We start from the raw sequence: 26783 nt of genomic DNA on the forward strand, positions 1-26783 counted from the left end.
AATGAAATTTAGAATTATAAATATCCGCCGGTACTGTGATCATAGGCATGATTCTTTTCATTTGCACGTACGCCCAGGCATAGGCTTTGATACAATTGCTGCTGTTCCGGTGTAGCAAAATTCCGATGCTGCTCAAATAAAGCCATACAACCAATGATATGTTCGGTATAGCTATTATCAACAGACAGTTGCAAGCAATGCAGTGTTTGTCCCACTCCCTCGGGGTAATCGCCTTTTCGGAAATAATATTCTGCAAACACCTTACAAAAGGATGCAAAACGAAATGCATTAAAGTGCTTGCGATAATGAGTGTCCCATCGTTCCGGTGCAAGCTCCCAGAAGTTCTTGAGTTGCTGACTAAACAGTCCCAGTTCGGCATCCACGAAATAACCGAACCGGTTCGCCGATTCGAGCAGGGTGTTCAAGCCTTCCAATGTCTCATCCGGATGCTCGCGCAGGTAAGTAATATATTCATAGATTGCAGAAGTGTTGCCCATTTTAATTTCAATACAAAGTCGGTTGCCCTGTGCATATACACGATGCAGGTTGACCACTTTCCAGCCTTCTTCGTCTAAACCCTCAAACCAGCTCAAATCTGCATAACCTTCAATCCATTGCTTGGATTCCTCATATCTACCCTGAAACTCATAGCAACTGGCCTTGAGCAGATGCCCCTGAGCATAGTAATAAACGAGCGGCTTAAGCAGCTCCAGGTGCTCATCTCCGAAACGGTTCCGATTGCGATACAATGCCTGCGCCAGCTCTCTTAGCTCGTCCGCATACATTTCCATCTCGGACCATTGCATTTTTAAAGCAAACACTTGAGATAGCATATGTAAGCCTTCCAGTGCGTAAATTTCCGGTAGACGACTACGGTACAAATGGAATTGTACAGCAGCCTTCAAGTTCCGTTGGTTATCCTTAATCTGAATCTGGAATATACGGAAATAGCTGATCGCCAATCGTTCAGAGTGGGTATACTTCTCACTTTCGATGACACAATCATACAGAAGCATGGAAGCTTCATATCTGCCATCCTCAAACATCGCTTCTGCGGTCTCAAAAATAGCAGGAACGTTCGATAAATCGTCCATCAAATAGGCAAGTACACTGCGTATACACTCCAGCTTGTTCAACTCTGAACAACGCAGGAGAAACGGACGCAACCTCCTCCAGTGCGGCAAGGAATGAATAAAACATTCATCAACATACATCTCGAACAAAGATCCTTCTTCCAATCCCATGGCCTCGGTAATCAGATCAAGCTGATTGACTGAGATCGGCCGTGGCGGGTTCCGATTAAGTATACCGCTAAGTGTACCCGGATTTACCTTGGAAGCATCTGCAAAACACTGCATTGAAATGCCTTCAGTTTGAATATACTTTTCTATTTCTGCGCGGATCGTGGTGTTTTTTTCCAAAGGGACACCCCCTCAAACGAATGATGGTGACTTTTTCATTACCTTTTAAACCAAAATTTGTTTAATCAAAGTATATGTCTATTTATACGAGAGGTCAATAACTTTAAACACGACTCAGGACATATAAAATCACGAGTTTTGTACGATTTTAAATCTGTTTTATGAAAAAAGACCGTCCTCTGCGGGACAGTCTATTTCTATTATTTTGATGCTGTGGACTTATAGGACAAAAACTAGTTAGCAGTTCTACCGTGAACGTCCGAAATCGACGGCAAACTTAGCGTACCCTTCTACCGTTAACCCTTCATAAAGCAACTCCGAATAGGCATTAGCGGCATCCGTTGCTTGTGGTGAGGTCAGGAACGTCACATGCGGACGCCCTGACCATGGGGCGAGGGACCAATGGCCGTCAGCTTTTGGCGTCAACGTCTTCATATGCCGCACGTATTCGGTCAGCACATGACGGTTTTCATCCGGTGAAGCAAGTATAATTCGCTCTCCACCCGGATTGACCAGCGCAGAGGAAAACGCGCGATAGTTATTCGTAACAACCAGATAATGTCGCTGCATATCCATCGGTTCGCCATCAAAAGACATCTGAATGATTCTGTGTGCATCTGGGTCCTTTAGGCCCCCGTCAGCATCATATCTGGCTGGCTGTGTTACATCAATCTGATACCTGATACCGTCGATGATATCGAAATTAAAGCTTGGAAAATCAGAATTAATCAGCCCTTGCTCTTGTTCTGCTGAAGGATCAATTTGCTGGAATTGTCCAGCAGACCACTCCAGCCATTCCCGGATTTCCGTTCCGGTCAGTCGAACGACATGCAGCGTATTCGGAAAATTGTACAGATCGGCGATATGCTTGATCGCCAACGTTCCCGCTGGAATATGGGTATAGTACGATGGGCCATATCTGCCGCCTGTTTTAAAAGGAGCTGCTGCCGACAGAACGGGCAATCCTTCGTACTCGCTCCCTTGCATCTGCTGCTTCACATACCACATTTGCGCGTCATTCACGAGCTGAACCGAAGCATCATCCATCACCTGAGCAAAAAAACTGTTCACCGCCACCGTCGTCTGACCTACAGGTGCACGAATATACTCTAGTGTTCCGGCGTGCTCTTCTGCTACCGCCTGCTGAATGGCAGTATCCGGTTGTACCAGCGCCTCCTTACGTATCGGATCATACACCGGGCGTACCTCGGCAGCAGATGCAACCACCTGCCACTTTCCTCCACTAAAGGTCAACTCCAGATCAATGATCCCCAGATGATCCCCCCAAAAGCCCGGCTCCACTGCTGGAATATCATGGATGGCACCTCGCTCTAGATCAACACCTGTTTTCCCCATAAACGAAGGTCCAGGGAATACTTTATGGGCATGACCAAACACAATGGCGTCAATCCCTTCCACCCTGCTCAGATGCAGCACCGCATTTTCCATATCAAGTGTTTCGGGAATATCTTCGAAGCCAGCATGGGGCATAGCAATGATGAGATCGGCTCCCGCTGCCTTCATTTCTGGAATAAACCATCTTGCTGTTTCCAGCATATCTTTGACAATGATTTTCCCCTCCAGCCACGCCTTGTCCCATTGCATAATTTGCGGAGGGACAAAGCCGATGACCCCTACCTTCAACAGATGCTTACCACCTGCTTCATCCTCTACCGTCTTATCCAGCAATAGATAAGGTGTAAAGTAGTTTTGTTCTTGTTCTCCCGTTATATAAATGTTGGCATTCACATATGGAAATTGCGCTCCTCGAAGGCAAGTCTGCAAGTATTCCAGTCCGTAGTTAAATTCATGATTCCCGATATTGCCCACCTCGTACCCAAGCAGATTCATGGCTTTATAGGCGGGATGCACCGCGCTTGGGTCCTGTTGGAGTCGCTGTACAGCATAATCTCCCATTGGATTCCCCTGAATCACATCTCCGTTATCCAGCAGCAGGTGATTGGGTACCTCCGCCCGGGCTATTTGAATCAAGCTGGCTGTTTGCGCCAGACCGTAATGCAGCGTTTCCTGATCCGTATAATAATCGTAATTCCACAAGCTGACATGCAAATCGGTTGTAACCATAATACGGAATTTCACTCTCACAGGACCTACATTTTCATGGCCTGCCTTTTCGTTAATATCCAAAATATCCAATCTTGTTCTCTCCCTCAGCTTCGGTCATAGAGCTTGAACAAGTCTAACAGAGCACTGTTAAGAGAATGTTAATATGATAAATTTTACATCATTTTTACCAAAGTCAGGAGTGGTTTTTACCCTAGCAGCGGGACTAGCTGTTAAGATTTGGTTTGTCACAGCATTTACAGGTTTTTAATTTTATTTTCGTTATTACGATGTTTAGGGGGAAATTATTTTGTTCAAAAAAGCACTGACCTTGTGCATGACCTTCACACTGGCAGCGGGTCTAGCCGCTTGTGGCTCCAATGCAAGCAATAACAACAGCGCGTCCACTCCGGGTACAGATGGTTCTAAAAACGAAAGCACAGCCTATGTTCCTAAGGAGTTAAAGGTACAGTTCGTTCCTTCTCAAAATGCAGATACGCTCGAAGCCAAAGCCAAACCGCTCGAAAATCTACTGGGTGACAAGCTTGGAATCCCGGTGAAAGTAACCGTATCTCCCGACTACAATACGATTGTGGAAGCCATGTCTTCCAAACAGGTAGATGTAGGATTCCTTCCGCCGAATGCTTATGTACTGGCCCACGATAACCGTAAAGCAGCCGACTTGCTGTTGCAAGCTCAACGCTACGGCATTGAAGATGCTACAGGCAAGGACACGACTGAAAAAGTAAACTTTTATAAAGCCATGATCGTGGTGAAAAAGGATTCTCCGATTCAAAGCCTAGCTGATCTGAAAGGCAAGAAGGTTGGCTGGCAAAATGTAACCTCCTCCGCAGGCTACGTGTACCCTGCAGCAGAGCTGAAAAAAGCTGGCGTGGACCCAGACACGGATGTGCAGGGTGTAACAATCAAAGGCCACGATGCTGCTATTCTGGCGTTGCTGAACGGTCAGGTTGATGCGGTAGCTGTTTTCCAAGATGCACGTAACACGGTGAAGAAGGAAATCCCGGATGTATTTGAAAAAACTCGCGTCATTCATTACACAGCTAAAATTCCAAATGACACCGTCAGCGTACGTTCTGATATGGATCAAGCGTGGAGAGACAAAATCAGCCAAGCCTTTATTGACATTGCCAAAGACCCAGCAGGCGGCGAAATCATTAAAGAGATTTACACCCATGTAGGTTATGAAAAGGGCGACGATAAAAACTTCGACTCCGTGCGTGAATACGCCGAAGCTGTTGGTCAAGCAGTTAAGTAATCGGAGCAAGCAAGGTACTGTAATGAAGTAACAGCTACGAAACAGGCTTTACGAATGACAGGGCAGCACCGTCCATGTATTCATGGCGGTGTTGTTTTCATTCCACCCCATCGGGGGAGAAAGTTGGGAGCATATGATCGAATTCCGTAACGTATCGAAAACATACCCGAACGGCACCAAAGGGTTGAACAATATTAATTTGACGATTCAGGAGGGAGAAATGGTCGTCATCGTCGGCTTATCCGGTGCAGGTAAGTCTACCCTGTTGCGTTCCATTAACCGACTGCATGACATTACGTCCGGCGACATTGTCGTGGGTGGCAGGTCTGTCACGTCTGCTGGAAGCAGCGAGCTGCGGCGCATTCGCCGTGACATCGGCATGATCTTTCAAAGCTTCAATCTGGTTAAGCGTTCGACGGTGCTCCGCAATGTACTTTCCGGCCGTGTCGGCTATCATTCGACGCTGCGAACCATTCTCGGCCTCTTCCCGAAGGAGGATGTCGAGCTGGCACTAACAGCGCTGGAGCGCGTGAACATCCGCGAAAAAGCCTACAGCCGGGCAGATGAACTGTCCGGTGGCCAACAGCAGCGCGTATCCATCGCCCGCGCTCTGGCGCAGGAGGCTAAAATCATTCTGGCGGACGAGCCTGTCGCGTCGCTGGATCCGCTGACCACCCGCCAGGTGATGGATGACCTCCAGCGGATCAACCGTGAAATGCAGATTACGACCATCGTCAATCTGCATTTCATTGATCTCGCGCGCGAATATGCAACGCGGATCATCGGATTGCGCGCCGGAGAAGTGGTCTTTGACGGCACACCGAAGGAGGCTACGGATGAGGCCTTTGCGGAAATATACGGCCGGGCCATCAAGCATGATGAGCTGCTGGGAGTGGGATCATGAAGCCCGACTCTACTGCCCAGCCGCTCTCTTCGACGCAACCGTCACCGCATGCTGGACCGCCGCTGCCAAGTAAGCCGCCCGCAGGGCCACCGCTGCCAGGACGTTACAAGCGTTATGCCACCTGGATGATTTTTATCGTGGTGCTGGTAGCCTGCTCCATTCATACGGATGCAACACCTTACCAATTGATCGTCGGCTTGCCGGAGATGGGCAAATTGTTGGGCGAAATGTTTCCACCCGACTGGAGCTACCTGCCTACCATCTGGAAACCGATGCTGGAAACAATCCAGATCGCCATTGTTGGCACGACACTGGGAGCCATATTGGCGATCCCTGTCGCGTTGCTGTGTGCCTATAATGTAATGCCGCGCAAGCTGATTTCACTGCCGATGCGCACGATCCTGAATCTAGTACGGACGATTCCCGATTTGCTGTTCGCCTCGATCTTTGTGGCGGTGTTCGGCATCGGGCCGTTTGCAGGGATGCTCGCCCTGCTCTTCTTCTCCTTTGGCATTATAGCCAAGCTGACCTTTGAGGCGATTGAAGCCATTGATCCCGGACCACTGGAGGCCATGACCGCTGTTGGCGCGAGCCGCATTCAGGTCATCGCCTTTGGTGTCGTTCCGCAAGCTCTGCCTTATTTTGTATCGTACTTGCTGTATACCTTTGAGGTTAATGTGCGCGCGGCTTCCGTTCTGGGCCTGGTTGGCGCTGGCGGTATCGGTCTGTTGCTTGACCGTTCCCTAGGGCTGTTCCGATATGATCGGGCAAGCATCATTATTCTACTGACCCTCGTCATCGTCCTTGCGATTGATTACGGCAGTAACCTGCTACGGAGGAAATTATTATGAATGATCCTACGCTTCGCAGACCTATTGGCTCCCGCCTGCGCCTATGGGCGATAGCTATTCTGCTAATCATCATTTACATTTGGGCTTTTCGCGGGATGCAGTTTGAAGGATTACAGGGAACGGCCAAAAGTGTCTCTGTCGCTATATTGGACGGCTTCCTTCACCCCGACTGGTCGTTCGTCTACATCCCTGAGGGAGAGGATTTGCTGCGCGGATTGCTGGATACGCTGGTCATTTCAGTGCTTGGAACCTTCGTGTCCGCATTTGTCTGCCTTCCGTTCGCCTTTTGGGCGTCCAGTAATATGACCCGTCTGCGTCCCTTATCGGGTAGCGGGAAATTTGTGCTTAGTGTCATCCGGGTATTTCCCGAAATGATCGTCGCCATCTTGTTTATCAAAGCCGTTGGACCCGGTTCATTTGCGGGTGTGCTTGCCCTCGGCATTCACTCCATCGGCATGCTGGCGAAGCTTTTCTCGGAAACGATCGAAAGTGTCGATCACGGGCCCCAGGAAGCTTTGATCGCGTGCGGTGCCAACCGTTGGCAGGTGATTTTCTTCGCCGTGCTACCGCAGGTGATTCCACAGTTTCTTTCGTATTCGCTTTATCGTTTTGAAATTAACATCCGTTCCGCTACCACGCTCGGTCTGGTCGGTGCAGGCGGTATCGGTACTCCACTACTATTTGCACTCCAAATGCGCAACTGGAACCGTGTAGGCGTTATCTTGCTCGGTATTGTAGTCCTGATCATTTTGACGGATCTGATTTCCGGCTGGCTGCGCAAACGGATCGTATAATTAGAATTCTAAACACCCAAAAAGCCTCTCCTGTGTAAAAAGGGACACGTTATGCTCCCATTCACTCGGAAGAGGCTTTTGCCGTTCAACATCTCTCTGCCAATTCATCTATGATCCGTCGGACTTCCTCAGCCGTATTGTAAAAATGCGGAGCCACACGGATAACATCCTTTCGTGCTGAAACGATCATATTTTGGCTTCTCAATCGCCTCTCTACAGCCGACACGTCGGCTACTTCAACAGCGAGCAGGCTTGGTAATGTGCCTCCCCTGTAAGGTACACGTATGTGTAACCCTTTGCGCCGTCCATATTCAACGGAAAAATCCAACAACTCACTCATATAGGCCTGAATATTCGTGACTCCAATCTCCAGCAGCAGCTTTAAGGCCACATTGGCGGCAAAAATGCTAATGAAAGAAGGCAATCCCGTCTCAAAGCGTCGGGCTCCCGCCGCTGGAACCGGGTGAGCAATATCAAACCGGGAAGCGGGCTCCTGCCCAAGCCAGCCCGTAAGACGGGGCTTGAAGCGGTCTATTCGATCCTTGCTTACATAAAGAAAAGCCACGCCCGGAATTCCCAGCATATATTTGCGGGCTCCCGCGACCAAAATATCTACGCCCATTGCCTTTACATCCACTGGAATGATCCCTGCAGACTGATAGGCATCCACAAACAGCAACGCCTGATTTCGGTGAGCTATATCTGCAATGGATTTTAAATCCTGCTGAAATCCGTTGGTATAGTTCACTTGTGACACCATAACGAGCGCAGTTTTCTCCGTAACATGCTCCTCATACTGTTCTATTATCACTTCTCCCTCGATGGAGGGGATACAACAGATGTGATCACGGAACATCTCCTGTGCCTGCCAGATGTGTCCCACTGTCGGGAAGTCGGTGTCCGCATACACAATGCCTTCTTTTCCCGATACATAAGGAAGGGCTGTGGCCACCCCGGCAATCGCCTCAGAGGCTGAGGAGAGGACCGCAATTTCGTCAGTCTCCGCCCCGATAAGCTTGGCAAAATGCCCTCTGGCCTCCTCCAAACGTGCCATAGACAGCTCGCCGTTATGACCGTGTTGCAGCAAACTTCGATGATATTCCTCAATGGCAGCAGAAACCGGCCTCGACACAGCCCCCTGCGAACAACTCCCTACATGGATATGTGAGGACAGCACTGGAAACAGCTGACGGTAGGACTGAAACGGATGTTTCATTTTTCCCTTCGCTCCTCCTGGGCACACCAACGTGCCTTGATATGATCATTTTATTATCCATATCAGCCACCTTAGAACAAGGGCCTCTCTTCCCATCTTCTCGCCGTTAACAGACGATAGACGCAAAGAGAGGCCCTGAGGGATCATATACAAAATCATAAATTAATGCACGCGTTTGCGTCCAAACCAGCTTTTAAGCACCAAGGTTGCCAGAGCAAGTAACAATAATAACGAGGCCACCGCAAAAGATGCCGAGAACTGATATTCGTTATACAAAATTTCCACATGCAGCGGCAGTGTGTTCGTCTCTCCCCGGATATGTCCAGAGACAACGGAGACCGCACCAAACTCACCCATGGCTCGTGCATTACACAAAATGATGCCATACAGCAGACCCCACTTGATGTTCGGCAGCGTCACTTTCCAGAAAATACGCCAACCGCGCGCGCCCAGCGTGACCGCTGCTTCTTCCTCTTGCTGTCCCTGATCTTCCATCATTGGAATGAGTTCTCGCGCCACAAATGGAAAGGTGATGAACAGCGTCGCTAAAATAATACCAGGCAAAGCAAATATAATTTTAATATCATGCTCGTCCAGCCACGGTCCAAGCCAGCCCTGTGCACCAAACACTAATACATACATCAGTCCTCCGACGACAGGAGAGATGGCAAAGGGTAAATCAATCAAGGTGACCAGTAAGCCTTTGCCGCGAAATTGAAATTTCGTGATCAGCCAAGCGGCAGCTACACCAAATACCGTATTCAGCGGTACCGTTATCGCTGCCACCAGCAGCGTCAACCGCAATGCAGACATGGCATCTGGGTCCCGTAACGCTTCGACGTAGACGCCCCATCCTTGCTTGAGTGCTTCGGTAAGCACAACGATTAGCGGCAATACCAGTACCCAGAGCAAAGCTAAAAAAGCAGCACCAATCAGCGTCCACTTTACCCAAGGGGCTTCGGTTGTAACCCTGTTGGGCGGTGCGGATGAAGGCACTGGTGCAGGAGCAAGCTCCCGCCCAGTTATTGCTTGTGACATGGTGTATCCCTCCTTAGAACGCGGGTATTATGCGTAGCTATGCATATTAACGTTAAATAGTTATATTAACAGTTGCGTTTAGGCAGTTACGTTAAACTGCACGGCGCCGTGACCAGCGCTGAATGCTGTTAATCACGAGTAACAGCACGAATGAAATCACCAACAGCATCAACGCTACCGCCGTAGCTCCTGCATAGTCATTTTGCTCCAGCTTGGACATTATGAGCAGTGGAGCAATTTCCGTCTTCATCGGCATATTGCCAGAGATGAAGACGACAGAGCCGTACTCGCCAATGCCACGGGCAAAGGCGAGCGCAAAACCCGTCAGCAGCGGTGGCACCAGCTCCGGCACAATAACGCTGCAGAAGATACGCCATCTGCCAGCTCCCAGCGTAGCAGCGACCTCCTCCTCGTCCTTGTCCAGTTCCTCCAGCACCGGCTGAACTGTCCGTACGACGAACGGAATACCAATAAACATCAATGCTAGCGTAATCCCCGTCTGTGAGTACGCCATCCTCCATCCAAGCGGTTCGAACAACGAACCGATCCAGCCGTTCTGTGCATATAGGGCAGTCAGAGCAACCCCCGCTACCGCAGTAGGCAAAGCAAAGGGCAGATCAATCACCGCATCAAAAATTCGTTTCCCCGGAAACTCATAACGTACCAGCACCCAGGCTATCAGTAATCCGAGAAACAGGTCGATCAGCGCCGCAGCCGCGGCACACAAAAAGCTAACCTTGTAGGAAGCCAGCACCCTGACATCAGTCGCCACGTCCCAAAATTTTTCCCACGTCAGTCCAGTTGAATTCAGAAGCAGTGCCGATAAAGGCACCAGCACCACCAGACTGAGATACAGCACACTATAACCCATTGTTAACCCGAACCCGGGAAGTACGCGTTTTCGGGTGGCTTGCACTTGACTCATGTTCTGTTCATCCCTCTCTGAATCCATTCACTATGACACTCGAGGCTACCGATCCAATCGCCTACACAGTCCACCTATTTTATGAACTGCCGGGTACATAAATCTGGTCAAAAATGCCCTTGTCGCTGAAATGCTTCTGCTGCGTCTCCTTCCATGTCCCGAATACATCCTTCAAGGTTACGAGCTCCAATTCAGGAAATTGATCCTTAAACTTTGCCGTCACACTCTCCAATGTTGGGCGATAATAATTTTCAGCAGCAATGGTCTGCCCTTCTTCACTGTACAAATATTTCAGGTACGCGTCCGCCACCTCGCGTGTACCTTTTTTATCTACCACCTTATCGACTACTGCTACCGGAGGTTCAGCCAAAATACTAATCGACGGATACACGATATCAAATTTATCCGCACCCAGCTCCTTCACCGAGAGCAGTGCTTCATTTTCCCATGCAATCAGCACATCGCCAATTCCACGCTCTACGAAAGTCGTTGTCGCTCCACGTGCTCCGCTATCCAACACCGGCACATGCTTATACAGCTCCTGTACAAACTGCTGGGCCTTGGCTTCATCATTATTGTTCTTCTTGAGCGCATAAGCCCAGGCTGCAAGATAGTTCCAACGTGCTCCACCCGAAGTTTTAGGATTCGGTGTAATGACTTGCACATCGCCACGGATTAAATCGTCCCAGTCCTTAATCCCTTTCGGGTTCCCTTTGCGTACCAATAACACGATGGTTGAAGTGTACGGGGCGCTGTTATGCTCATATTTACTTTGCCATCCCTCTTGAACGAGTCCTTTTTCCTGTAGCGCATCAATATCATAGCCCAGAGCCAGAGTGACCACGTCCGCATCCAGCCCGTCCTGCACAGAACGACTTTGCTTGCCAGATCCTCCGTGAGATTGCTTAATCGTAACCTTCTGTCCTTTCTCCTTCTCCCAATGAGCGGCAAATGCTTTATTATATGCCTCATACAGCTCACGGGTCGGATCATAAGAAACATTGAGCAACTCCACGGCAGCAGAGCTACCATCTGCCTCCGTCCCTCCCTTGCTTGCCCCGCAAGCGCTTAGCATCATCGTTAAAACCAAAGATAGTCCGAGAATAAGTCCACTTTTCCATTGCCTCTTCATCAAGACACCCCGAATTCTATGTAATTTGTATTCATTTACGCCTGTTATTTACAGACATAATTAAAAAAAGAGCGGAGAATTCCCTGATGCAGCCCTGTTAGGTCAAACCTGTCGTGTGGACAGTGTCTGCCTGCTGTTCCTAGAGGTTCTCCGCCAAAATGGCGAGATCAAACTTTAATTCTTTAATTCCTACCTGTTTAATGAGTTATACGGATATAATACGAGAGTTTAGGAGTGATGTCAAACCTTTTTTTGGTATGCATTATCTGTACTTTTCTTTCTTTAAGGGGGGGCAGTCAGAAACATTGTATATGTTTCCGACCGTTTAGAGGTCATTTACACACGGGGTACGACTTAGTTGGCAACCGTTTCAAGATTAATCGAAAAGACTCCAAAAAGCTTCGGATTGTCCGTAGCCCTTCTCAACCACAGTTCACCTGATCCCACCATGACTCCCTGATAATTAACAAACAAATCATCTGTCTTTTGATTCACAAGCGCCTCGCGAATCGCGTCCGTAAAAATCTGATCATACTTGGCAATAAAATCTTTCTTATTCGGAATCGTTAACGACTTTTCACTATCATTAACACGCAGAGGGTACAAAATATAATCGGCAACTTTCTCCTTGTCATTGTCGGCAACTGCCTTCTGCAGCGCTTTGAACGTGTTCAAAAACGCTTTAGGATCTTGAATACCTGCTACCTCAAATGGATTTTTCGATGGATTGGAGGCTGCCGGAGAAGAAGAAGTATCCGATGAAGCAGCTGGAGCCGAAGGAGCTGACTTTTGTGCATCAGTATCGCTGTTTTCTGCACTCTCGCTCTCTTTCGCTGCTTTGTCATTTTGGGCTGAACCGCTACGATTACCACCGGCTCCATTCTCGATCACGCTTGTACTGCTTCCAGTATCAATGGTTTCAGCATTCTTATCCTGACCACAGCCAGTAAGTGCTACAAAAGTAAGTGTAAGTAAAATAGCTGTGAGTGACAGCCTCCGTGACATCTTTTGATTACCGAATTCATGGTTTATGGGCACAACGGGTCATCCTTTCTGCTTTCTGCTCTGACCTATTCTGTTCATTAAGTCTTCAACCGTTCTATTGTAACATAAGTAGACTAATGACCGCATGTCGTGCCCTTTCTGGAAGGAGCTTACAGTGTAATATATGCGAAGGTTTTAACGATTCCTTGCGATCCATCGTCCGTACTTACTTTCAAAATCAGCTCTTTTAAGGAGTCATTTGCTGCTTCATCCTGCCCCTCTGGCTTTACAAACAGCAGATCATGGCGTTCTCCTGGCTGCAACGTTCGACTGGAAAATCCGCTCGTTGTACCTTGCAAGTCCGATCCATTCGAACTGTTGAGCTTGTATTGTATGGGCTGCTTTCCAACATTCTTGATACTGATGTACAGCTTGCGCCCCTCTTCAAATTTAAAGTTCGTTTCGCCTTGTCCTTCAAAATGCATTCTTTGATCATGTACGATACGCTTCGCTGTGCCTCCCTGCTCATTCTGCACGCTTAGCGGCATTGCTGGATGCGTCACACTCGACGTTGATGTAGTATATATGTGTGTGTCGGAAAACTAGCAAAAGTGGCATAACCCACAATTGCCCCTGCAACCCCCATCCAAACCCATTTCTCCACCATTTGATTTCCTCCTTTTCTTATCTATCCTTCAGTCGTCACTGTGATTGCACAGATGGAACGGCTTATCTTCTATAAGGAAGCGATCAAGCCAAGTCATTTTATATATAAAATCGGGTGCCGATTCGATGAATCCGTTCACAATGTCCAAAGAGCGTAGATTTTTCTGGTTTTGTATTTCAGGAGGCAACGTACGGATTCCGCTATACTGGATATCCAGATACCCCAGTTGTTGCAGCTCTCCGATTTCAGGAGGCAAATGCCGGAATGCCAGCTCCTCTTTGGGAATTACTTTGACATCTGGTGCCGGGCGATCATAGCATCCACAGCTGATCCTCAGGTTTTTGAGTTGAGTCAGCTTGGCAATGTCAGCGGGTAGCTCTTCCAAATCAGCTACTTGTATCGTTAGTGACTCCAACGATTCCAATTCGAACAAAGCATGCGGTAGTGTTCGTATATCCTGCTCGAAAATGGTCAGATGTTTCAGGGAATACAATTCTCTAATCCGTTCCGGTATCTCCCTCAAGCCAAACCGCATAATCTCTACTCGATCCGGTTGATGCCGAATAGCATCCTCCAGAAAAACATCTATATTCTGATGATATTCAGGTTTGTGAATAAACACACCGGGGATAAGCTTCTCCAATCATCCGCTTCTTCTTTAGCCATGTTTAGTCTACCTATTCGTTCGTGAGCTATGTTAATGATCCAATCCTCTCCATCCGCATTCTGGAAGCACAAATCCTCGGGTAATTGGGGATGTACCCAGGAAAACAAACTGGACGCCGCCTGCTTTAATAGTCCCCCTGCCTCGGGCGCACACTGGTATCGGTAAAATGTTCCTTGTGTCAGTCTTTCATAGGCTGCTCCCCGGACATCGCTGTATAATCTGAACATGTCTCTCCCCCTCTGTGCTGCCCTCGGCCTTACAATAAAAAAAGCCGAACTCATATCTATTATGAGTCCAGCTGTCATATTTTTCAAACTTGATCAAAGACACCCAATACGACTTTATGAATAGGGCTTATCGTTTACTCTGTCACTGTTCCGTAGATTAGCACTGGCGCTTCCGCATGATCTGCAATACGAATGTTCGCATAGATTTTCTCCAGCACTTGAGCTACGTCTTCACGGTTCGCATGGATGGTAACCAGTGAATCGCCTTTTTGAACAGCATCCCCGACCTTTTTGTTCAGCATCAAGCCGACAGCCAGATCAATCTCGGATTCTTTGGTCGCACGTCCTGCTCCAAGCAACATCGCTGCGGTACCGATTTCGTCAGCCACGATTTCAGCTACCACACCGTCCTGCTTCGCAGGCACCTCAATAAGATACTGTGCTTGTGGCAAGCGTTCAGGATGATCCACCACAGAAGCGTCACCGCCCTGATTCGCAATAAACTCTTTGAATTTTTCCAGTGCTTTGCCATTACGAATGACTTCTTTGAGCTTCTCTTCGGCGTTTTCGAGGGAATCTGCCTTCCCTGCCAAAAATACCATCTGACTGCCCAAAGCCATACACAGCTCTTCCAGATCTTTCGGTCCTTCGCCGCGCAGCGTATCAATTGCTTCTTTTACTTCCAGTGAGTTCCCGATGGCCAGACCCAGCGGCTGACTCATATCGGAAATGACTGCCATCGTTTTGCGACCCACATTGTTACCGATGCTCACCATGGCATGTGCCAGTGCTTTGGCATCATCTACAGTTTTCATAAATGCGCCTGCACCTGTTTTTACATCGAGTACGATAGCATCGGAGCCGGCAGCGATTTTCTTACTCATAATCGAGCTGGCAATCAGCGGGATCGAGTTGACCGTCGCCGTAACATCACGCAAGGCATACAATTTTTTATCCGCAGGTGTCAGGTTGCCGCTTTGTCCGATGACCGCAATTTTGCTGCGATTCACCAAATCCACAAATTCGTCCTTGCTGATTTCGACGTGGAAGCCTTCAATAGCTTCCAGCTTGTCGATTGTTCCTCCGGTATGTCCGAGGCCGCGGCCTGACATTTTGGCTACCGGAATGTCCAAGGCCGCTACGAGCGGAGCCAGTACCAGCGTTGTCGTATCACCCACACCGCCAGTGGAATGCTTATCGACCTTTACACCTTCAATCGCGGACAGATCAATGGTATCACCCGAATGAACCATCGCCATCGTCAGATCAGCGCGTTCGCGTTCAGTCATATCTTTGAAGAAAATGGACATCGCCAATGCACTGACTTGATAATCGGGAATTTCACCCTGAGTGTAGCCTTGGATAATAAAATTAATTTCCTCCGTACTCAGTTCTTTTCCGTCACGTTTTTTCTCAATCAAGTCTACCATTCTCATATGTCATTTCTCCTCACTGTGCGTATGATCGTTTACAGAGATACTGCTGTATCCAGTGCAACTTCCATCATTTCTTTAAAGGTTGTTTGCCGTTCTTCTGCGGTCGTTTCTTCCCCCGTCAGCAAATGATCGCTTACCGTCAGAATCGTCAATGCGTTTACGCCAAACTTGGCTGCCAGCGTGTATAAAGCCGAAGTTTCCATCTCTACACCCAGCACGCCGTATTCCATCAGCTTTTGTACCACTGATTTGTCATCACGGTAGAAGCTGTCTGAGCTGAATACATTGCCGACGTGCATGTTCAAGCCTTTGGCAACACCGCGATCATAAGCGCCCTTCAATAGATCGAAGCTGGCAATCGGCGAGTAGTCGTAGCCACCAAAAATATGGCGATTCATACCGGAATCCGTACAGGATGCTTGTGCCAAAATGACGTCACGAACGTGCACATGCTCCTTCATTCCGCCGCATGTACCCACGCGGAACAGGTTTTTCACACCGTATTCGCTAATCAGTTCGTTGACATAAATACTGATAGACGGCAGCCCCATCCCGGTTCCCTGTACAGATAGGCGTTTGCCTTGGTACGTACCCGTGAATCCGAGCATTCCGCGAACCTCGTTGTAGCAGGTCACGTCCTCCAGATACGTTTCAGCAATAAATTTTGCCCGTAGCGGGTCTCCTGGCAGCAAAATCGTTTCTGCAATTTCTCCGGGTTTGGCTCCAATGTGTACACTCATGTTTTTTATTCCTCCGTCCCATTTGTCCATGCTTGTATCGTTATTTGTATCGTTACTAGTAATCTTGCTTGTACTCTTGCTGGTCTTTGACTACTGAAGCTCTGCCAAAAAGCTCGTTCCGTGTTCAGGCAGTTTTACACCAAAGTTATCCGCTACAGTCGCCCCAATATCAGCAAAGGTTTTACGAACCGCAAGCTCCTTGCCCCCAGCTGTAAAACGCGGGGAATATGCCAGCAAAGGTACATATTCGCGGGTGTGATCCGTTCCCCGATACGTCGGGTCATTCCCATGATCTGCAGTGATGATCAGCAGATCGTCATCGGTCATTTTGGCAAAAACCTCTGGCAAACGCGCATCGTAATCGTCCAAAGCTTGACCATAACCCTGCGGATCACGACGGTGACCGTATACAGCGTCAAAGTCCACCAAATTCAGAAAGCTTAATCCGGTGAAATCCTCATCGAGCGTAGCCACCAGCTTATCCATGCCGTCCATATTGGACACTGTACGCACCGCCTTCGTCACACCCTCACCGTCATAAATGTCGGAAATTTTACCCAAGGCGATCACATCCAGACCTGCATCCTTCAGCTCGTTCATGGTGGTGCGACCAAACGGCTTGAGCGCATAATCATGTCGATTGGAGGTACGGGAGAAGTTCCCTGCCTCGCCTACGAACGGACGTGCAATAATGCGACCCAGCATGTACGGATCTTCCAGCGTGATTTTACGGCAGAACTCGCAAATCTCATAGAGTTCCTTCAAAGGTACAACTTCCTCATGCGCCGCAATTTGCAGCACAGAGTCCGCCGAGGTATAGATGATGAGCGCTCCAGTTTTCACGTGTTCTTCGCCCAGCTCATCAATGATTTCTGTTCCGCTAGCAGGCTTATTGCCAATCACTTTGCGACCTGTGTGCTCCTCAATGCGTTGAATCAGCTCATCCGGGAACCCATCGGGAAATACACGGAAAGGAACTGCAATATTCAAACCCATTATTTCCCAATGACCCGTCATCGTATCCTTACCATTGGACGCTTCCTGCATCTTAGTGTAATACGCGAGCGGCTTGTCGGCCGCTGCCACTCCTTCTATGGAACGAATATTGGACAGACCGAGCTTACCCATATTCGGCATCTTCAGACCACCGCGTTCGCGGGCAATATGACCGAGCGTATCTACATCGTAATCATCAAACTGGGCAGCATCCGGCGCTTCGCCGATACCAACCGAGTCCATAACCACCAAGTGAATCCGTTTGAATTTAGACATTATAAAAATCCTTTCCTGACTCGCTGTTTTTTTTACAAAAACAACCCTGCAATCGTTGCCGACAGCACGCTAACCAGCGTTGCCCCGTACAACAGCTTCAGACCAAAGCGGGCCACCACATTTCCCTGTTTTTCATGCAACCCCTTCACCGCCCCGGAAATGATACCGATGGATGAGAAGTTAGCAAAGGATACGAGGAATACCGATACGATCCCGACCGTGCGCTCTGACAAGCCTGTTTGCTTGGTCAGATCCAGCATGGCCACAAATTCGTTGGATACGAGTTTGGTAGCCATAATGCTGCCCGCCTGAACGGCTTCGTTCCACGGAATACCCATGACAAAAGCGAAAGGCGCAAACACATATCCAAGCAACGCCTGGAAGCTGATTCCAAACAACCAAGAGAAAATCCCGTTAACCATGGCAATCAGTGCCACAAAACCGATCAGCATCGCAGCTACCGTAATAGCGACCTTGAAACCGTCCATAATATACTCTCCGAGCATTTCGAAGAAGGACTGCTTCTCTTCCTCCTGAACCTCCAGTAAATCGTCTTCCTTCTCAATCTTATACGGATTAATAATAGATGCGATAATAAAGCCGCCGAACAGGTTCAATACCAAAGCTGTGACCACATATTTGGGGTTTAACATTTGCATGTAAGCTCCCACAATCGACATGGACACCGTAGACATCGCAGACGCACACAGCGTATACAACCGATGTTTTGGCAGCAGACCAATTTGCTTCTTAACGGAAATAAACACCTCGGATTGACCCAAGATAGCCGAAGCTACAGCGTTGTAGGATTCCAGTTTACCCATTCCGTTTACTTTGCTCAAGACAAGCCCGATATATTTAATAATAAAAGGCAACACTTTTACATATTGCAAAATACCAATCAGCGCGGATATGAACACGATTGGCAGCAGTACACCGATAAAGAACGGTGCTGCTCCTTCATTCGCAATTCCGCCAAAAACGAAGTTAATCCCTTCCATAGCATAATCAATCAGACTTTTAAACCCTTTTGCAAAACCTTTGACTAGAATTTCACCAATCCCTGTATTCAGCAATACAAAAGCTAGCGCCGCCTGCAACACAACCATAACCACCAGCGGACGATACCTGATTTTGCGCTTGTCACTGCTGGCAACGTAAGTAAGTGCAAATACAACAAGCAGTCCCACCAGAGCGATTACATATTTCATTTCAATTCCCCCTCATTACATTAAGCGCTTACATTGCCCACAAAAAGAATGCGCCCCAAAGAGGCATTCTTTTTTTTTAATTCCCCAGATCCGCAGGTCGAAAGGCACCCGGTAGTAATTGATCCACCGTCCACTCTTCCGTGTTGCCATGAAGGTTTGTCAGATAAATTTTGGTATCTTGATGAGCAAATTCGGAAATGACCTGACGACAGGCCCCACATGGAGACACAGGTCCTTCCGTATCAGCTACAACCGCAATCGAATCAATTTTCCGGCAGCCTTCGGATACCATTTTAAAAATCGCTGTCCGCTCTGCACAATTGCATAAGCCGTAGGAGGCATTTTCCACATTACATCCGTGATAAATCGTGCCATCGCTTCCGAGAACCGCAGCACCCACTTGAAAATTCGAATACGGAACATATGCCTGGTTACGCGCCTCAAGCGCTTTCTGAATCAATTGATCCTTCATTGCGAATCCCTCCATGACTTTAAAATGAACTTAGTAGGAAGATGTAGACTGCTCGCCCTCGATGATTTTCACACCGGAACTTGCACCGATCCGATTTGCGCCAGCTTCTACTAATTTTTGCACGTCTTCCAGACTGCGTACACCGCCTGAAGCCTTGACACCAATCTCAGGTCCTACCGTTTTGCGCATCAAAGCCACATCTTCCGCAGTAGCTCCACCTGTTGAGAAGCCTGTCGAGGTTTTTACAAAATTCGCCCCCGCTTTGACGGACAGCTCACATGCCAGTACCTTCTCTTCGTCAGTCAGCAGGCAGGTCTCGATAATCACTTTTACCAGTGTACCAGCAGCTGCTTCCACGACCGCACGGATGTCCTGCTCGACGAGCTGTACATCACGTTCCTTCAAAGCGCCTATGTTAATAACCATATCAATTTCAGTCGCTCCGTTAGCAATAGCATCTTTCGTTTCAAATGCTTTCGTTGCGGACGTGCTCGCTCCCAGCGGGAAACCGATAACTGTACAGATGGCTACGCCTGTGCCTGCGAGCTGTTCTGCTGCATAAGTTACCCACGCCGGGTTCACACATACAGAAGCAAACTGATATTTTTTTGCCTCGGCAGTCAATTTCGTAATTTCATCCTTCGTCGCATCTGCACGCAACAATGTATGGTCGATTAATGCTGCAATGTTCATATCTAAAAGCTCCTTCATTAGATAAATAGTTGAAGACAAAAGTCCTTTATTTCTCTGTGATGAGATCATCATAGCACGGCTTTGAACATATGTAAAACACATTTTGAAATTATGTTCACGCTTGTACATAAGGCGTTCACCTACCATTCATATTACCCTGTAGGCACACGCTATAACCGTGTATTTTGCTGGATGGAGGCGACTTGCTCTATTGTAAAAGTGCTTGTGCCGTAAACTGATCCGTCACCAAGATATTCGCATACTTGCCACGCAGCGATGCCCGAATGGCCTCCACTTTGCGCTGGCCTCCAGCGACGAGAATGGACTTCTCCTTCTTTCGCAAATCAGGCAAATCAATCCCAACGGTACGGCTGTTAATTTCCTGACTGCATATGTTGCCCTCAGCGTCAAAAAAGCGTGAGCAAATATCGCCCTTGCCAATTCTTTGCAGTAGCTTCTGCTCTTCCCCGTTAAAATAACCCAATCGGAACAGCAACGCATCCTCCTTGACCGTCCCCACCGTAAACACCGCGATGTTCGCCTGCTTGCCAAGTTCGATGATACGCTGGATATGCCGATCCTCCTCGACCATTTTCTTAACGGCGTGACTGTCGAAAATTACAGGCAGCGGCAAATACCTTGCTATGGTATGAAAGGCTTCTGCGAACAAATTCACGGTTTCCACAGCATATGTGTTGACATGTGAATGGCTCACGCCTCCCTTGAGCTGAACCACCTCAACTCCCTTGACCTGCTTTTGTTGGAGATGAAGCGCCACGGCATGCATGGTTGTTCCCCATGTCACTCCAATAATATCAGCATCCTGTACCGTTTCATGCAAATAATCGGCTGCTTTTTTGCTAATATGCTTCTTGATCTCCTGATATTCATTTAACGGCGAATAACAGACTAACACAGTATCCAGTCCGTATTTCTTCTTCACCTGCTCTCCGAGCGCGTCCATATCCTCCATCGGGTCCACAATACTAATCCGCACGTATCCTTGTTCCTTGGCAGCCTGAAGTAACCGCGATACCGTAGGACGCGAAACCCCGAGTCTGACCGCGATATCTTGCTGGCTGTAGTCGTTTAGATAGTATAATCTGGCTGCTTCGATACTTAATCGCTGCTTTTCATGATCCACTCTACCTCAACCCGCTTATCTTAAAATGTAGTGCCATCGGACACAGCCTTAGTTCCAATTACCAATATGAAGGGAAACTTAAGCCACGCCTTGGCCGATGGTTGTTATTTTGGAAGATTTAACTGCTCGTTTGTGATATTCTGTGAGTAACTACAACCATTTTACCGCATCCTCAACTTTATCGTTCCATCTGTCAAAACGCAATAGTTAACCCATTTTACCGCTCAATCACAACCTGTGATGGCTCATCTGAATAGATAAGGAGAATTGTTATGTCTGAATTTATTGTGTGCAGTCTAGCGGACAAAAAGTTCGCTTTAAACTTTGTGGAAGTAGAAGAAGTCATGAATGCCAAGAAGGGAACTCCGCTTCCCTTTTCCGAAGCATGGCATGAAGGAATGGTGACTATTCGCGGCAATGTATTTACGATCCTTAATTTACGCAAAAAACTGCTTCTTCCTGCATCCAGCGATTCCTCCGAGGACAAAATGATTTTGCTCAGCCGTGCGAAGATTGCTCTGCTTGTCGATCAGGTGGAGGACACGGCTTCTGCCGAGGACAGTCAGCTACAAAGCAATGAGGAAGAGTGGCAACGCGAGTTGTTCCCTACCGTGATGGAGCATCAGGGTACCCTCATTCCGGTGATCGATATGGACGCTTTTCTCGCATCCACCAAGACGAACTAAAACGCAAAATACTCCCGAACCTTGAGGCTGGCTTGCACTCATCGTTCGGGAGTATTTTCAGTTATTGGAGTCCCTGCCCCTCTTTCATGTGAACCAGCGTGTTCAGCTGCTCCAGCAACGTATTCCCGCCAGTTAGCGAAATCGTGCCAATCTTCTCGCAGATTTTTTCCATGAATTCTAGCTCTTTGAGACGATAGAGAGTGGCGTTCTCGTCCATCAGCTTGGCCGTATTGAGCAGACTACGAGTGGATGCCGTCTCTTCACGTCGTGTGATGAGGTTGGCCTGTGCCTTCTTCTCTGCCAACAGCACCGTATTCAGAATATCCTTGATATCCCCCGGCAAAATAATATCCTTCACCCCTGCTGACGTAAAAGTCACTCCATATTCGTCGCTCTGCTCATTCAGTCGAGTCAAAACATATACCGCAATCTCCTGCTTCATTTTCAGCAAATCATCCAGCTTCATCGTACCAACGTATTCGCGTAACAACAGTTGAAGCATAATGTACATTTGCTCCTCGTATGCCCGGAATTCTAAAGCCCGCAATGGGTCGATGATACGGTACTGACAGACGAAGTTGAGGCGCAGCGTAATTTTGTCCTCTGTCATGATTTCCTGTCCCATCAAGTCCATTTGCTGTTGTCGCATATCTATCGTTTTGATCTCTGTATTCACCGTGGACATCCAGAAATAATATTTACCCGGTTTCAGCTCACCCTGCAACACATTATCGTAATACAAAAATCCTAATTCATAGCTGCCCACCTGAAGTGCCTTCCAGAAGCCCGGTGTCTTGGACAAGAATGCTTGCCCCAATGCCTTATCAATTGCAGGCTGCCGAGTATCTGCACGAACAAAACGATGTTCCTTGAGCATGTTCCAATAAGCATATTTCCCAGCCGTCAGCAGCTCCACAAACCGATTATCCTCATAATGCAGCACATATTCATGGTCCTCTACATCGATGACATTCAATTGCTCAAGCAATAGGGGATCTGTCAAAAACAAACGAATATCATGGTCAGGTACAAAAAATGGTTCGGCTACATTCAAAATTTCAACTGCTTCCTGCTGAAATGTCTTCAATAGGTAAGTTCCTGGTTGCAACAACTTGTGGTAGCTTCCTTTTTTGAACAGCAATCCGCGCTCATCGGATTTAATCGTTATCTTCTTAAACATCGTATCACTCCTAGTATTTAAAATCCTCAACTTAAAAGAGTGTTTTTTTCTACGTGTGGCGCTCCGCGATCCATTTGATCTTCCGATCGCTGTTGCCCCTGAATTTTTGGATTTGATGAACCCCTTATAGGGTTAAAATTCAGGGGCAAAGGCGAACGCTTCGCTTCTTCAGATTCAAATGGACCGCTCCGTAGCTGCCCGCCTTAAAATTAACACACTTTTAAAAATGAGGATTTTTTATTTTTTTTAGTAGGGTTAGGACCCTTGCAGAGCATCCCTCCGATGTGGACGGCGGGGTCAAGCTTGAGGAAAAAGAAAGATACCGCCTGTTTTCGTGTTCTAGGGATGGGATTCATCAGCCCAACATCGACTGTGAATCTGTATCCCCGAAGCCTCGAGCCCTGTTGGTGCTTGCTCTCTCCGGTATCCGCTGGCCACATAGCCATCGCCCCGGTATCTGTCATCAAGACCAGACATGGGATGCTCTTATCCGGGTCTTTTCATTGTTTTTATTCGATCATTCGAATACTCTACCAGAAGTCGCGTGGAAGGCGATTGGGAATCGAACCCTAATTGTTGGTGGATACGCAAGTTTACAGGATACCTGACCCCATCAGGGCAGGCACTGCGGGACCTTTGGAAATCCGCGCCTCGGTAATATCTTCCTGTATCAGCCTTTATCATTATCGCGTAATCTAGAACTCGCGAACATGGCGAAAGTATTACGACCCTATAAAAAACGAAAAAGACACAGGAGAAGCATATGTGCTTCCCTCGTGTCTTTCTTTCTATAGTTAACTAGTCGCGTTCGTATCTTAGGCCTGATCCACTAGGATGTTTTTTCGAAAACGGGATCAGCGCCTGGTGTTGGAAGTTCTGGAAGTTCTGGAACGTCTGTCGTTGTTGAGGCAATCTGCTGGTGTGTATAGCTGAATGGAGGGGTCTCGTATTGCAATCCCGCCTTTTCATAGGTAAACCAATAGCTGACACCCTTCCCGATATCGAGGTCTGTTACCCGCTGCTCCCAGACACCGCCGTTGTTGGTCATTCGGTAATTGAGCTGTTGTCCACCCGTTAAAGTGTAATGCACGTCAACATAGGCCGAGGCTGTTTTAGGTGTAAATTGAAGCAATGCTTCACGATCGCTGACAAAACGAGCTCCTGCTTTATAATCCTCCGTTTCTCCGCCACCCTCATTACCGCCAGATGCTGCCTCCGTAGTTACCGATACAGCATGGCTTGCTGCAGATAGGTTACCAGCTGCATCGCGAGCCTTAACGGTAAAGCTGTAAGTGGAAGCTGCATTTAGCCCTGTCATTGAAGCGGAAATACCGCTTATCTCTGCCGCCTGTGCCCCGTCCTTATAAACGATATACCCCGTAACGCCAACATTGTCTGTAGCTGCATCCCACTCCAGAGTGACTGTCGAAGCCGTTTTGGTCGTAACTCGTACATTCGTCGGGATGGACGGAGCCTCCGTATCAGGTTGCGGATTGCCACCGCCGCTTCCATTTCCGGTATTAAAGCTGTTCGGCTGCACGGTAATACTGTGCCCATCTGAGAAGGTTACCGTTTTGACCTGGTTTGTAAAGTTGTAGGCCACATAAGTTTTTACACCGTTTTTTTGAAATACGGCATAAATAGGTGAATTAGCGGTGATGCTGCGGTCGATGTTTCCTAAAGTATCCAAATTGTAGATCCAGTGGTAGGCATTCGCCTTGGAATTCCCAGCTTCCGGTGTCATCGTCGCTACGCGTGCACTGAATTTGGCCTTGGCATCGGACGGGTCTGAAATCGCCCTGTACATATACACAATATCTTCCCACGGACTGAAATTCCCTCCGCTTTTTTGCAGCAGATTGCTAAAATTTTTAGCCGCATATTCCGGATATTGTGTCAGGTACAAGGAAGCCGAGGTAATTGGCAGCCAGTTGATACCGTGCACCTCTGCGGGATTATTGGTCCACCAGGTTGCATCCCCCACCGTTTTACCACCCCAGATCATACTGGCCGTCGCGCTTTGCATCCCTGCAGGGGTGTTTGTGCCATGCACATCAAACCAGTATTCGTTAATCGCATTCATTTCCGTTGTATATAGATAAATGCCGAGATCACGAGTTTGAGTATTTCCCGTCGCCTCGCCCCATAAAATAAGACCGGCCCAAGCATTCATCGCCTCCGAGGAGGATTCATTGTTGTTGCCGTCGCCAAATTTGGCATGGCCGGAAGCCCAAGTGTGTCCGGCATAGGGATCAAAATTACGCAAATACGGAAATTTCGAATCAGACCTGTCGATATTTGTGATGTCGCGAATGAGCAGTTGTACCATTTGTCCCCATTGGGATTCAGATGCCCAGTTCTTGTCTACACGCGCAATTTCGGCCGCAGCCTTAATAAAGTATCCATAATGGAAATGATGGTCATTTAACTCTATTGCACTGCCAAAGCTGTCGGGATAACCGATCAATGTCCCCCAATGGTTGTTATACACAAATAGACTGGAGCTTTTCAGATTCCCCGAGCTGTCACTAGCCTTAAACCAGTCCTGCAAACGACTTTTGATCTCATTGCGGAACTGGGTCGCTGCTGTGGTATTGCCAGCCTGGTCGGCAATCGGCGCCAGCGCTGCCAGCTTGCCCAGACGTTTTCCAGTCCAGTACGTATCTCTATCACCGGAGTAGACTTCTGCTTTCGCTTCGTTTATATAATTGTTGAGCGTATTTTTATCGTAGGACCCCAAGTCGGGCAAGGAAGGTAATACTCCTGTAAATTTCATTTTCGTTTGAAAAGACGCACCCTCTGCTGTTTTCATCAGACCGCGTACGGAATTGTACGTATAGCCCAGCAGAGGTCGTGGTGAATTTTTCCACTGATGCGGGTATAAGGCAAAAATAGTGCCGCTTTGTGAGCCTTCCTTCGCTGTTGTTGCAACAGTAAAGGTGGTCGTTACCTCGGAAGAAGCTTCGTTGTAGCTGTACTGCGCTTTGGAGTTTGTAACGAAAGAATAGGCGTATTGTTGAAATTTGTCCAATGTCGCGGTTGTTTTGTCAGGCAAAGCCGCCACTGTAAAATAGCTTTTCCCGTTCAATTGATTGATCAGCGTACTCGTCCCGAGACCAGACCAGGTGCTGCCAGACGGGCCAAACAGACCATAGTGTGAGCCATTGACCGTAATGCCAAGCACAGAGGAACTAGCTGACCCAGACCAAACCTCTGGCACCCCATTAAATGAAAGCTTGGGATTGCCACCGCCAAACTCAAAAAATACATAGGGGGAGCCGTGTCCGTAGGTAACACTCATTTTGTTGCTGCCGCTTTGAAATAAGGATTTGACAAACCAATCACTGAAACCATCCACCTTGGCATCCGGAAATGAAGCGCTTACAGAATGGCCGATGGTAAAATCATTCACATCATCCATCCAGCCCGCGATGTATCCCGGATTGACCGTAATTTTCCCACTCGGGTTAAAGATGCGTAAACCGTTTTGCTGATTTTTCAAGGCAAGTGGATGCGGATATTGAGCCTCAGAGTACGGTACCCAGGCCAGGCTGCTCCACCAGTCATTGGTAGGCATTGGGCTGGTTACATTCGCTGTTTTGTAAATCTCGTTTTGCGGTGTTGCTGCTCCGGCAGGTAGTGTGGTTGAATATGAGCCTGTGCCTTGTGTGACCTCACCCGAAAAGGCTTTAGTAGAAACCGGTGCAGCTAAAAACATCATACTGGCACTTAACAAGCATAATATCATTTTTTTCACAACCTACATCCTCCTTTGAATTC

At 48.0% G+C, this 26783-nt stretch carries 24 protein-coding genes; 5 read left to right on the forward strand and 19 right to left on the reverse strand.

What is annotated here, in order from left to right:
• Positions 1-14: 14 nt before the first annotated feature.
• Entirely contained in the window at positions 15-1421 is a 1407-nt protein-coding gene (locus tag MKY35_RS22290) for a DNA-binding protein (RefSeq protein WP_342444847.1), read from the reverse strand.
• A 246-nt stretch (positions 1422-1667) separates the two neighbouring features.
• Positions 1668-3578, reverse strand: coding sequence for a bifunctional 2',3'-cyclic-nucleotide 2'-phosphodiesterase/3'-nucleotidase (locus MKY35_RS22295; protein WP_342444848.1), 1911 nt, complete (start codon positions 3576-3578; stop codon positions 1668-1670).
• 217 nt (positions 3579-3795) lie between these two features.
• Here MKY35_RS22295 and MKY35_RS22300 point away from each other — a divergent pair, with 217 nt between their 5' ends.
• From MKY35_RS22300 to phnE (MKY35_RS22315), 4 genes are all read left to right on the forward strand, one after another.
• Positions 3796-4764 (forward strand): phosphate/phosphite/phosphonate ABC transporter substrate-binding protein, encoded by a 969-nt coding sequence (locus tag MKY35_RS22300; protein WP_025722520.1) that lies wholly within the window; start codon positions 3796-3798, stop codon positions 4762-4764.
• A 133-nt stretch (positions 4765-4897) separates the two neighbouring features.
• Positions 4898-5668, forward strand: coding sequence for a phosphonate ABC transporter ATP-binding protein (phnC, locus tag MKY35_RS22305; protein ID WP_322252832.1), 771 nt, complete (start codon positions 4898-4900; stop codon positions 5666-5668).
• Positions 5665-6519, forward strand: a complete 855-nt coding sequence (gene phnE, locus MKY35_RS22310; protein WP_342444849.1) for a phosphonate ABC transporter, permease protein PhnE — start codon at positions 5665-5667, stop codon at positions 6517-6519. Before phnC ends, phnE (MKY35_RS22310) begins: the two co-directional genes overlap by 4 nt.
• Positions 6516-7313, forward strand: a complete 798-nt coding sequence (gene phnE / locus MKY35_RS22315; RefSeq protein ID WP_013312028.1) for a phosphonate ABC transporter, permease protein PhnE — start codon at positions 6516-6518, stop codon at positions 7311-7313. Before phnE (MKY35_RS22310) ends, phnE (MKY35_RS22315) begins: the two co-directional genes overlap by 4 nt.
• An 85-nt stretch (positions 7314-7398) precedes the next feature.
• On the opposite strand, the gene MKY35_RS22320 is transcribed toward phnE (MKY35_RS22315), so the two are convergent.
• The 15 genes from MKY35_RS22320 to MKY35_RS22390 form a co-directional block, all read right to left on the reverse strand.
• Entirely contained in the window at positions 7399-8529 is a 1131-nt protein-coding gene (locus tag MKY35_RS22320) for an aminotransferase class V-fold PLP-dependent enzyme (protein ID WP_342444850.1), read from the reverse strand.
• Positions 8530-8691: 162 nt separating this feature from the next.
• Positions 8692-9567, reverse strand: a complete 876-nt coding sequence (cysW, locus tag MKY35_RS22325) for a sulfate ABC transporter permease subunit CysW (RefSeq protein ID WP_322252829.1) — start codon at positions 9565-9567, stop codon at positions 8692-8694.
• 91 nt (positions 9568-9658) lie between these two features.
• Positions 9659-10492 (reverse strand): sulfate ABC transporter permease subunit CysT, encoded by an 834-nt coding sequence (cysT, locus tag MKY35_RS22330; RefSeq protein ID WP_013312031.1) that lies wholly within the window; start codon positions 10490-10492, stop codon positions 9659-9661.
• Between the two features lie 79 nt (positions 10493-10571).
• Positions 10572-11624 carry a sulfate ABC transporter substrate-binding protein gene (locus MKY35_RS22335; RefSeq protein WP_342444851.1) on the reverse strand — a complete coding sequence of 351 codons (1053 nt, stop codon included), beginning with the start codon at positions 11622-11624 and terminating at the stop codon, positions 10572-10574.
• A gap of 354 nt (positions 11625-11978) precedes the next feature.
• The gene (locus MKY35_RS22340; protein WP_342444852.1) at positions 11979-12662 is read right to left on the reverse strand and encodes a hypothetical protein; all 684 of its coding nucleotides are present in this window, start codon (positions 12660-12662) and stop codon (positions 11979-11981) included.
• 116 nt (positions 12663-12778) lie between these two features.
• Complete coding sequence (locus MKY35_RS22345) at positions 12779-13156, reverse strand: hypothetical protein (protein WP_342444853.1); 378 nt, start codon at positions 13154-13156, stop codon at positions 12779-12781.
• A gap of 147 nt (positions 13157-13303) precedes the next feature.
• Positions 13304-13897: a hypothetical protein gene (locus MKY35_RS22350; protein ID WP_342444854.1), complete on the reverse strand. Its 594-nt coding sequence runs from the start codon at positions 13895-13897 to the stop codon at positions 13304-13306.
• Positions 13861-14169, reverse strand: a complete 309-nt coding sequence (locus MKY35_RS22355; protein ID WP_342444855.1) for a hypothetical protein — start codon at positions 14167-14169, stop codon at positions 13861-13863. The genes MKY35_RS22350 and MKY35_RS22355 overlap by 37 nt, the downstream gene beginning before the upstream one ends.
• Before the next feature lie 134 nt (positions 14170-14303).
• Entirely contained in the window at positions 14304-15605 is a 1302-nt protein-coding gene (locus MKY35_RS22360; RefSeq protein ID WP_341040037.1) for a pyrimidine-nucleoside phosphorylase, read from the reverse strand.
• Between the two features lie 32 nt (positions 15606-15637).
• The gene (gene deoD, locus MKY35_RS22365; RefSeq protein WP_013312036.1) at positions 15638-16345 is read right to left on the reverse strand and encodes a purine-nucleoside phosphorylase; all 708 of its coding nucleotides are present in this window, start codon (positions 16343-16345) and stop codon (positions 15638-15640) included.
• A gap of 90 nt (positions 16346-16435) precedes the next feature.
• Positions 16436-17617: a phosphopentomutase gene (gene deoB, locus MKY35_RS22370; protein WP_250240425.1), complete on the reverse strand. Its 1182-nt coding sequence runs from the start codon at positions 17615-17617 to the stop codon at positions 16436-16438.
• Between the two features lie 32 nt (positions 17618-17649).
• Positions 17650-18828, reverse strand: coding sequence for a NupC/NupG family nucleoside CNT transporter (locus tag MKY35_RS22375; protein ID WP_039273923.1), 1179 nt, complete (start codon positions 18826-18828; stop codon positions 17650-17652).
• Between the two features lie 76 nt (positions 18829-18904).
• Positions 18905-19300 (reverse strand): cytidine deaminase, encoded by a 396-nt coding sequence (locus tag MKY35_RS22380; protein WP_311080053.1) that lies wholly within the window; start codon positions 19298-19300, stop codon positions 18905-18907.
• A 30-nt stretch (positions 19301-19330) separates the two neighbouring features.
• A complete protein-coding gene (gene deoC / locus MKY35_RS22385; protein ID WP_342446692.1) occupies positions 19331-19993 on the reverse strand; it encodes a deoxyribose-phosphate aldolase in 663 nt (220 codons plus the stop codon).
• Between the two features lie 208 nt (positions 19994-20201).
• Positions 20202-21137: a sugar-binding transcriptional regulator gene (locus tag MKY35_RS22390; protein WP_023990386.1), complete on the reverse strand. Its 936-nt coding sequence runs from the start codon at positions 21135-21137 to the stop codon at positions 20202-20204.
• Between the two features lie 272 nt (positions 21138-21409).
• On the opposite strand from MKY35_RS22390, the gene MKY35_RS22395 reads away from it, so the two are divergent.
• Positions 21410-21823, forward strand: coding sequence for a chemotaxis protein CheW (locus MKY35_RS22395; protein ID WP_029519325.1), 414 nt, complete (start codon positions 21410-21412; stop codon positions 21821-21823).
• 61 nt (positions 21824-21884) lie between these two features.
• Here MKY35_RS22395 and MKY35_RS22400 read toward each other — a convergent pair whose 3' ends face one another.
• Together MKY35_RS22400 and MKY35_RS22405 are read right to left on the reverse strand one after the other, a co-directional pair.
• Positions 21885-23003, reverse strand: coding sequence for a slipin family protein (locus MKY35_RS22400; protein WP_342444856.1), 1119 nt, complete (start codon positions 23001-23003; stop codon positions 21885-21887).
• An 829-nt stretch (positions 23004-23832) separates the two neighbouring features.
• The gene (locus MKY35_RS22405) at positions 23833-26760 is read right to left on the reverse strand and encodes a glycosyl hydrolase (RefSeq protein ID WP_342444857.1); all 2928 of its coding nucleotides are present in this window, start codon (positions 26758-26760) and stop codon (positions 23833-23835) included.
• Between the last annotated feature and the right edge of the window lie 23 nt (positions 26761-26783).

Source organism: Paenibacillus sp. FSL L8-0638 (assembly GCF_038593075.1).
Lineage (GTDB): Bacteria > Bacillota > Bacilli > Paenibacillales > Paenibacillaceae > Paenibacillus > Paenibacillus polymyxa_D.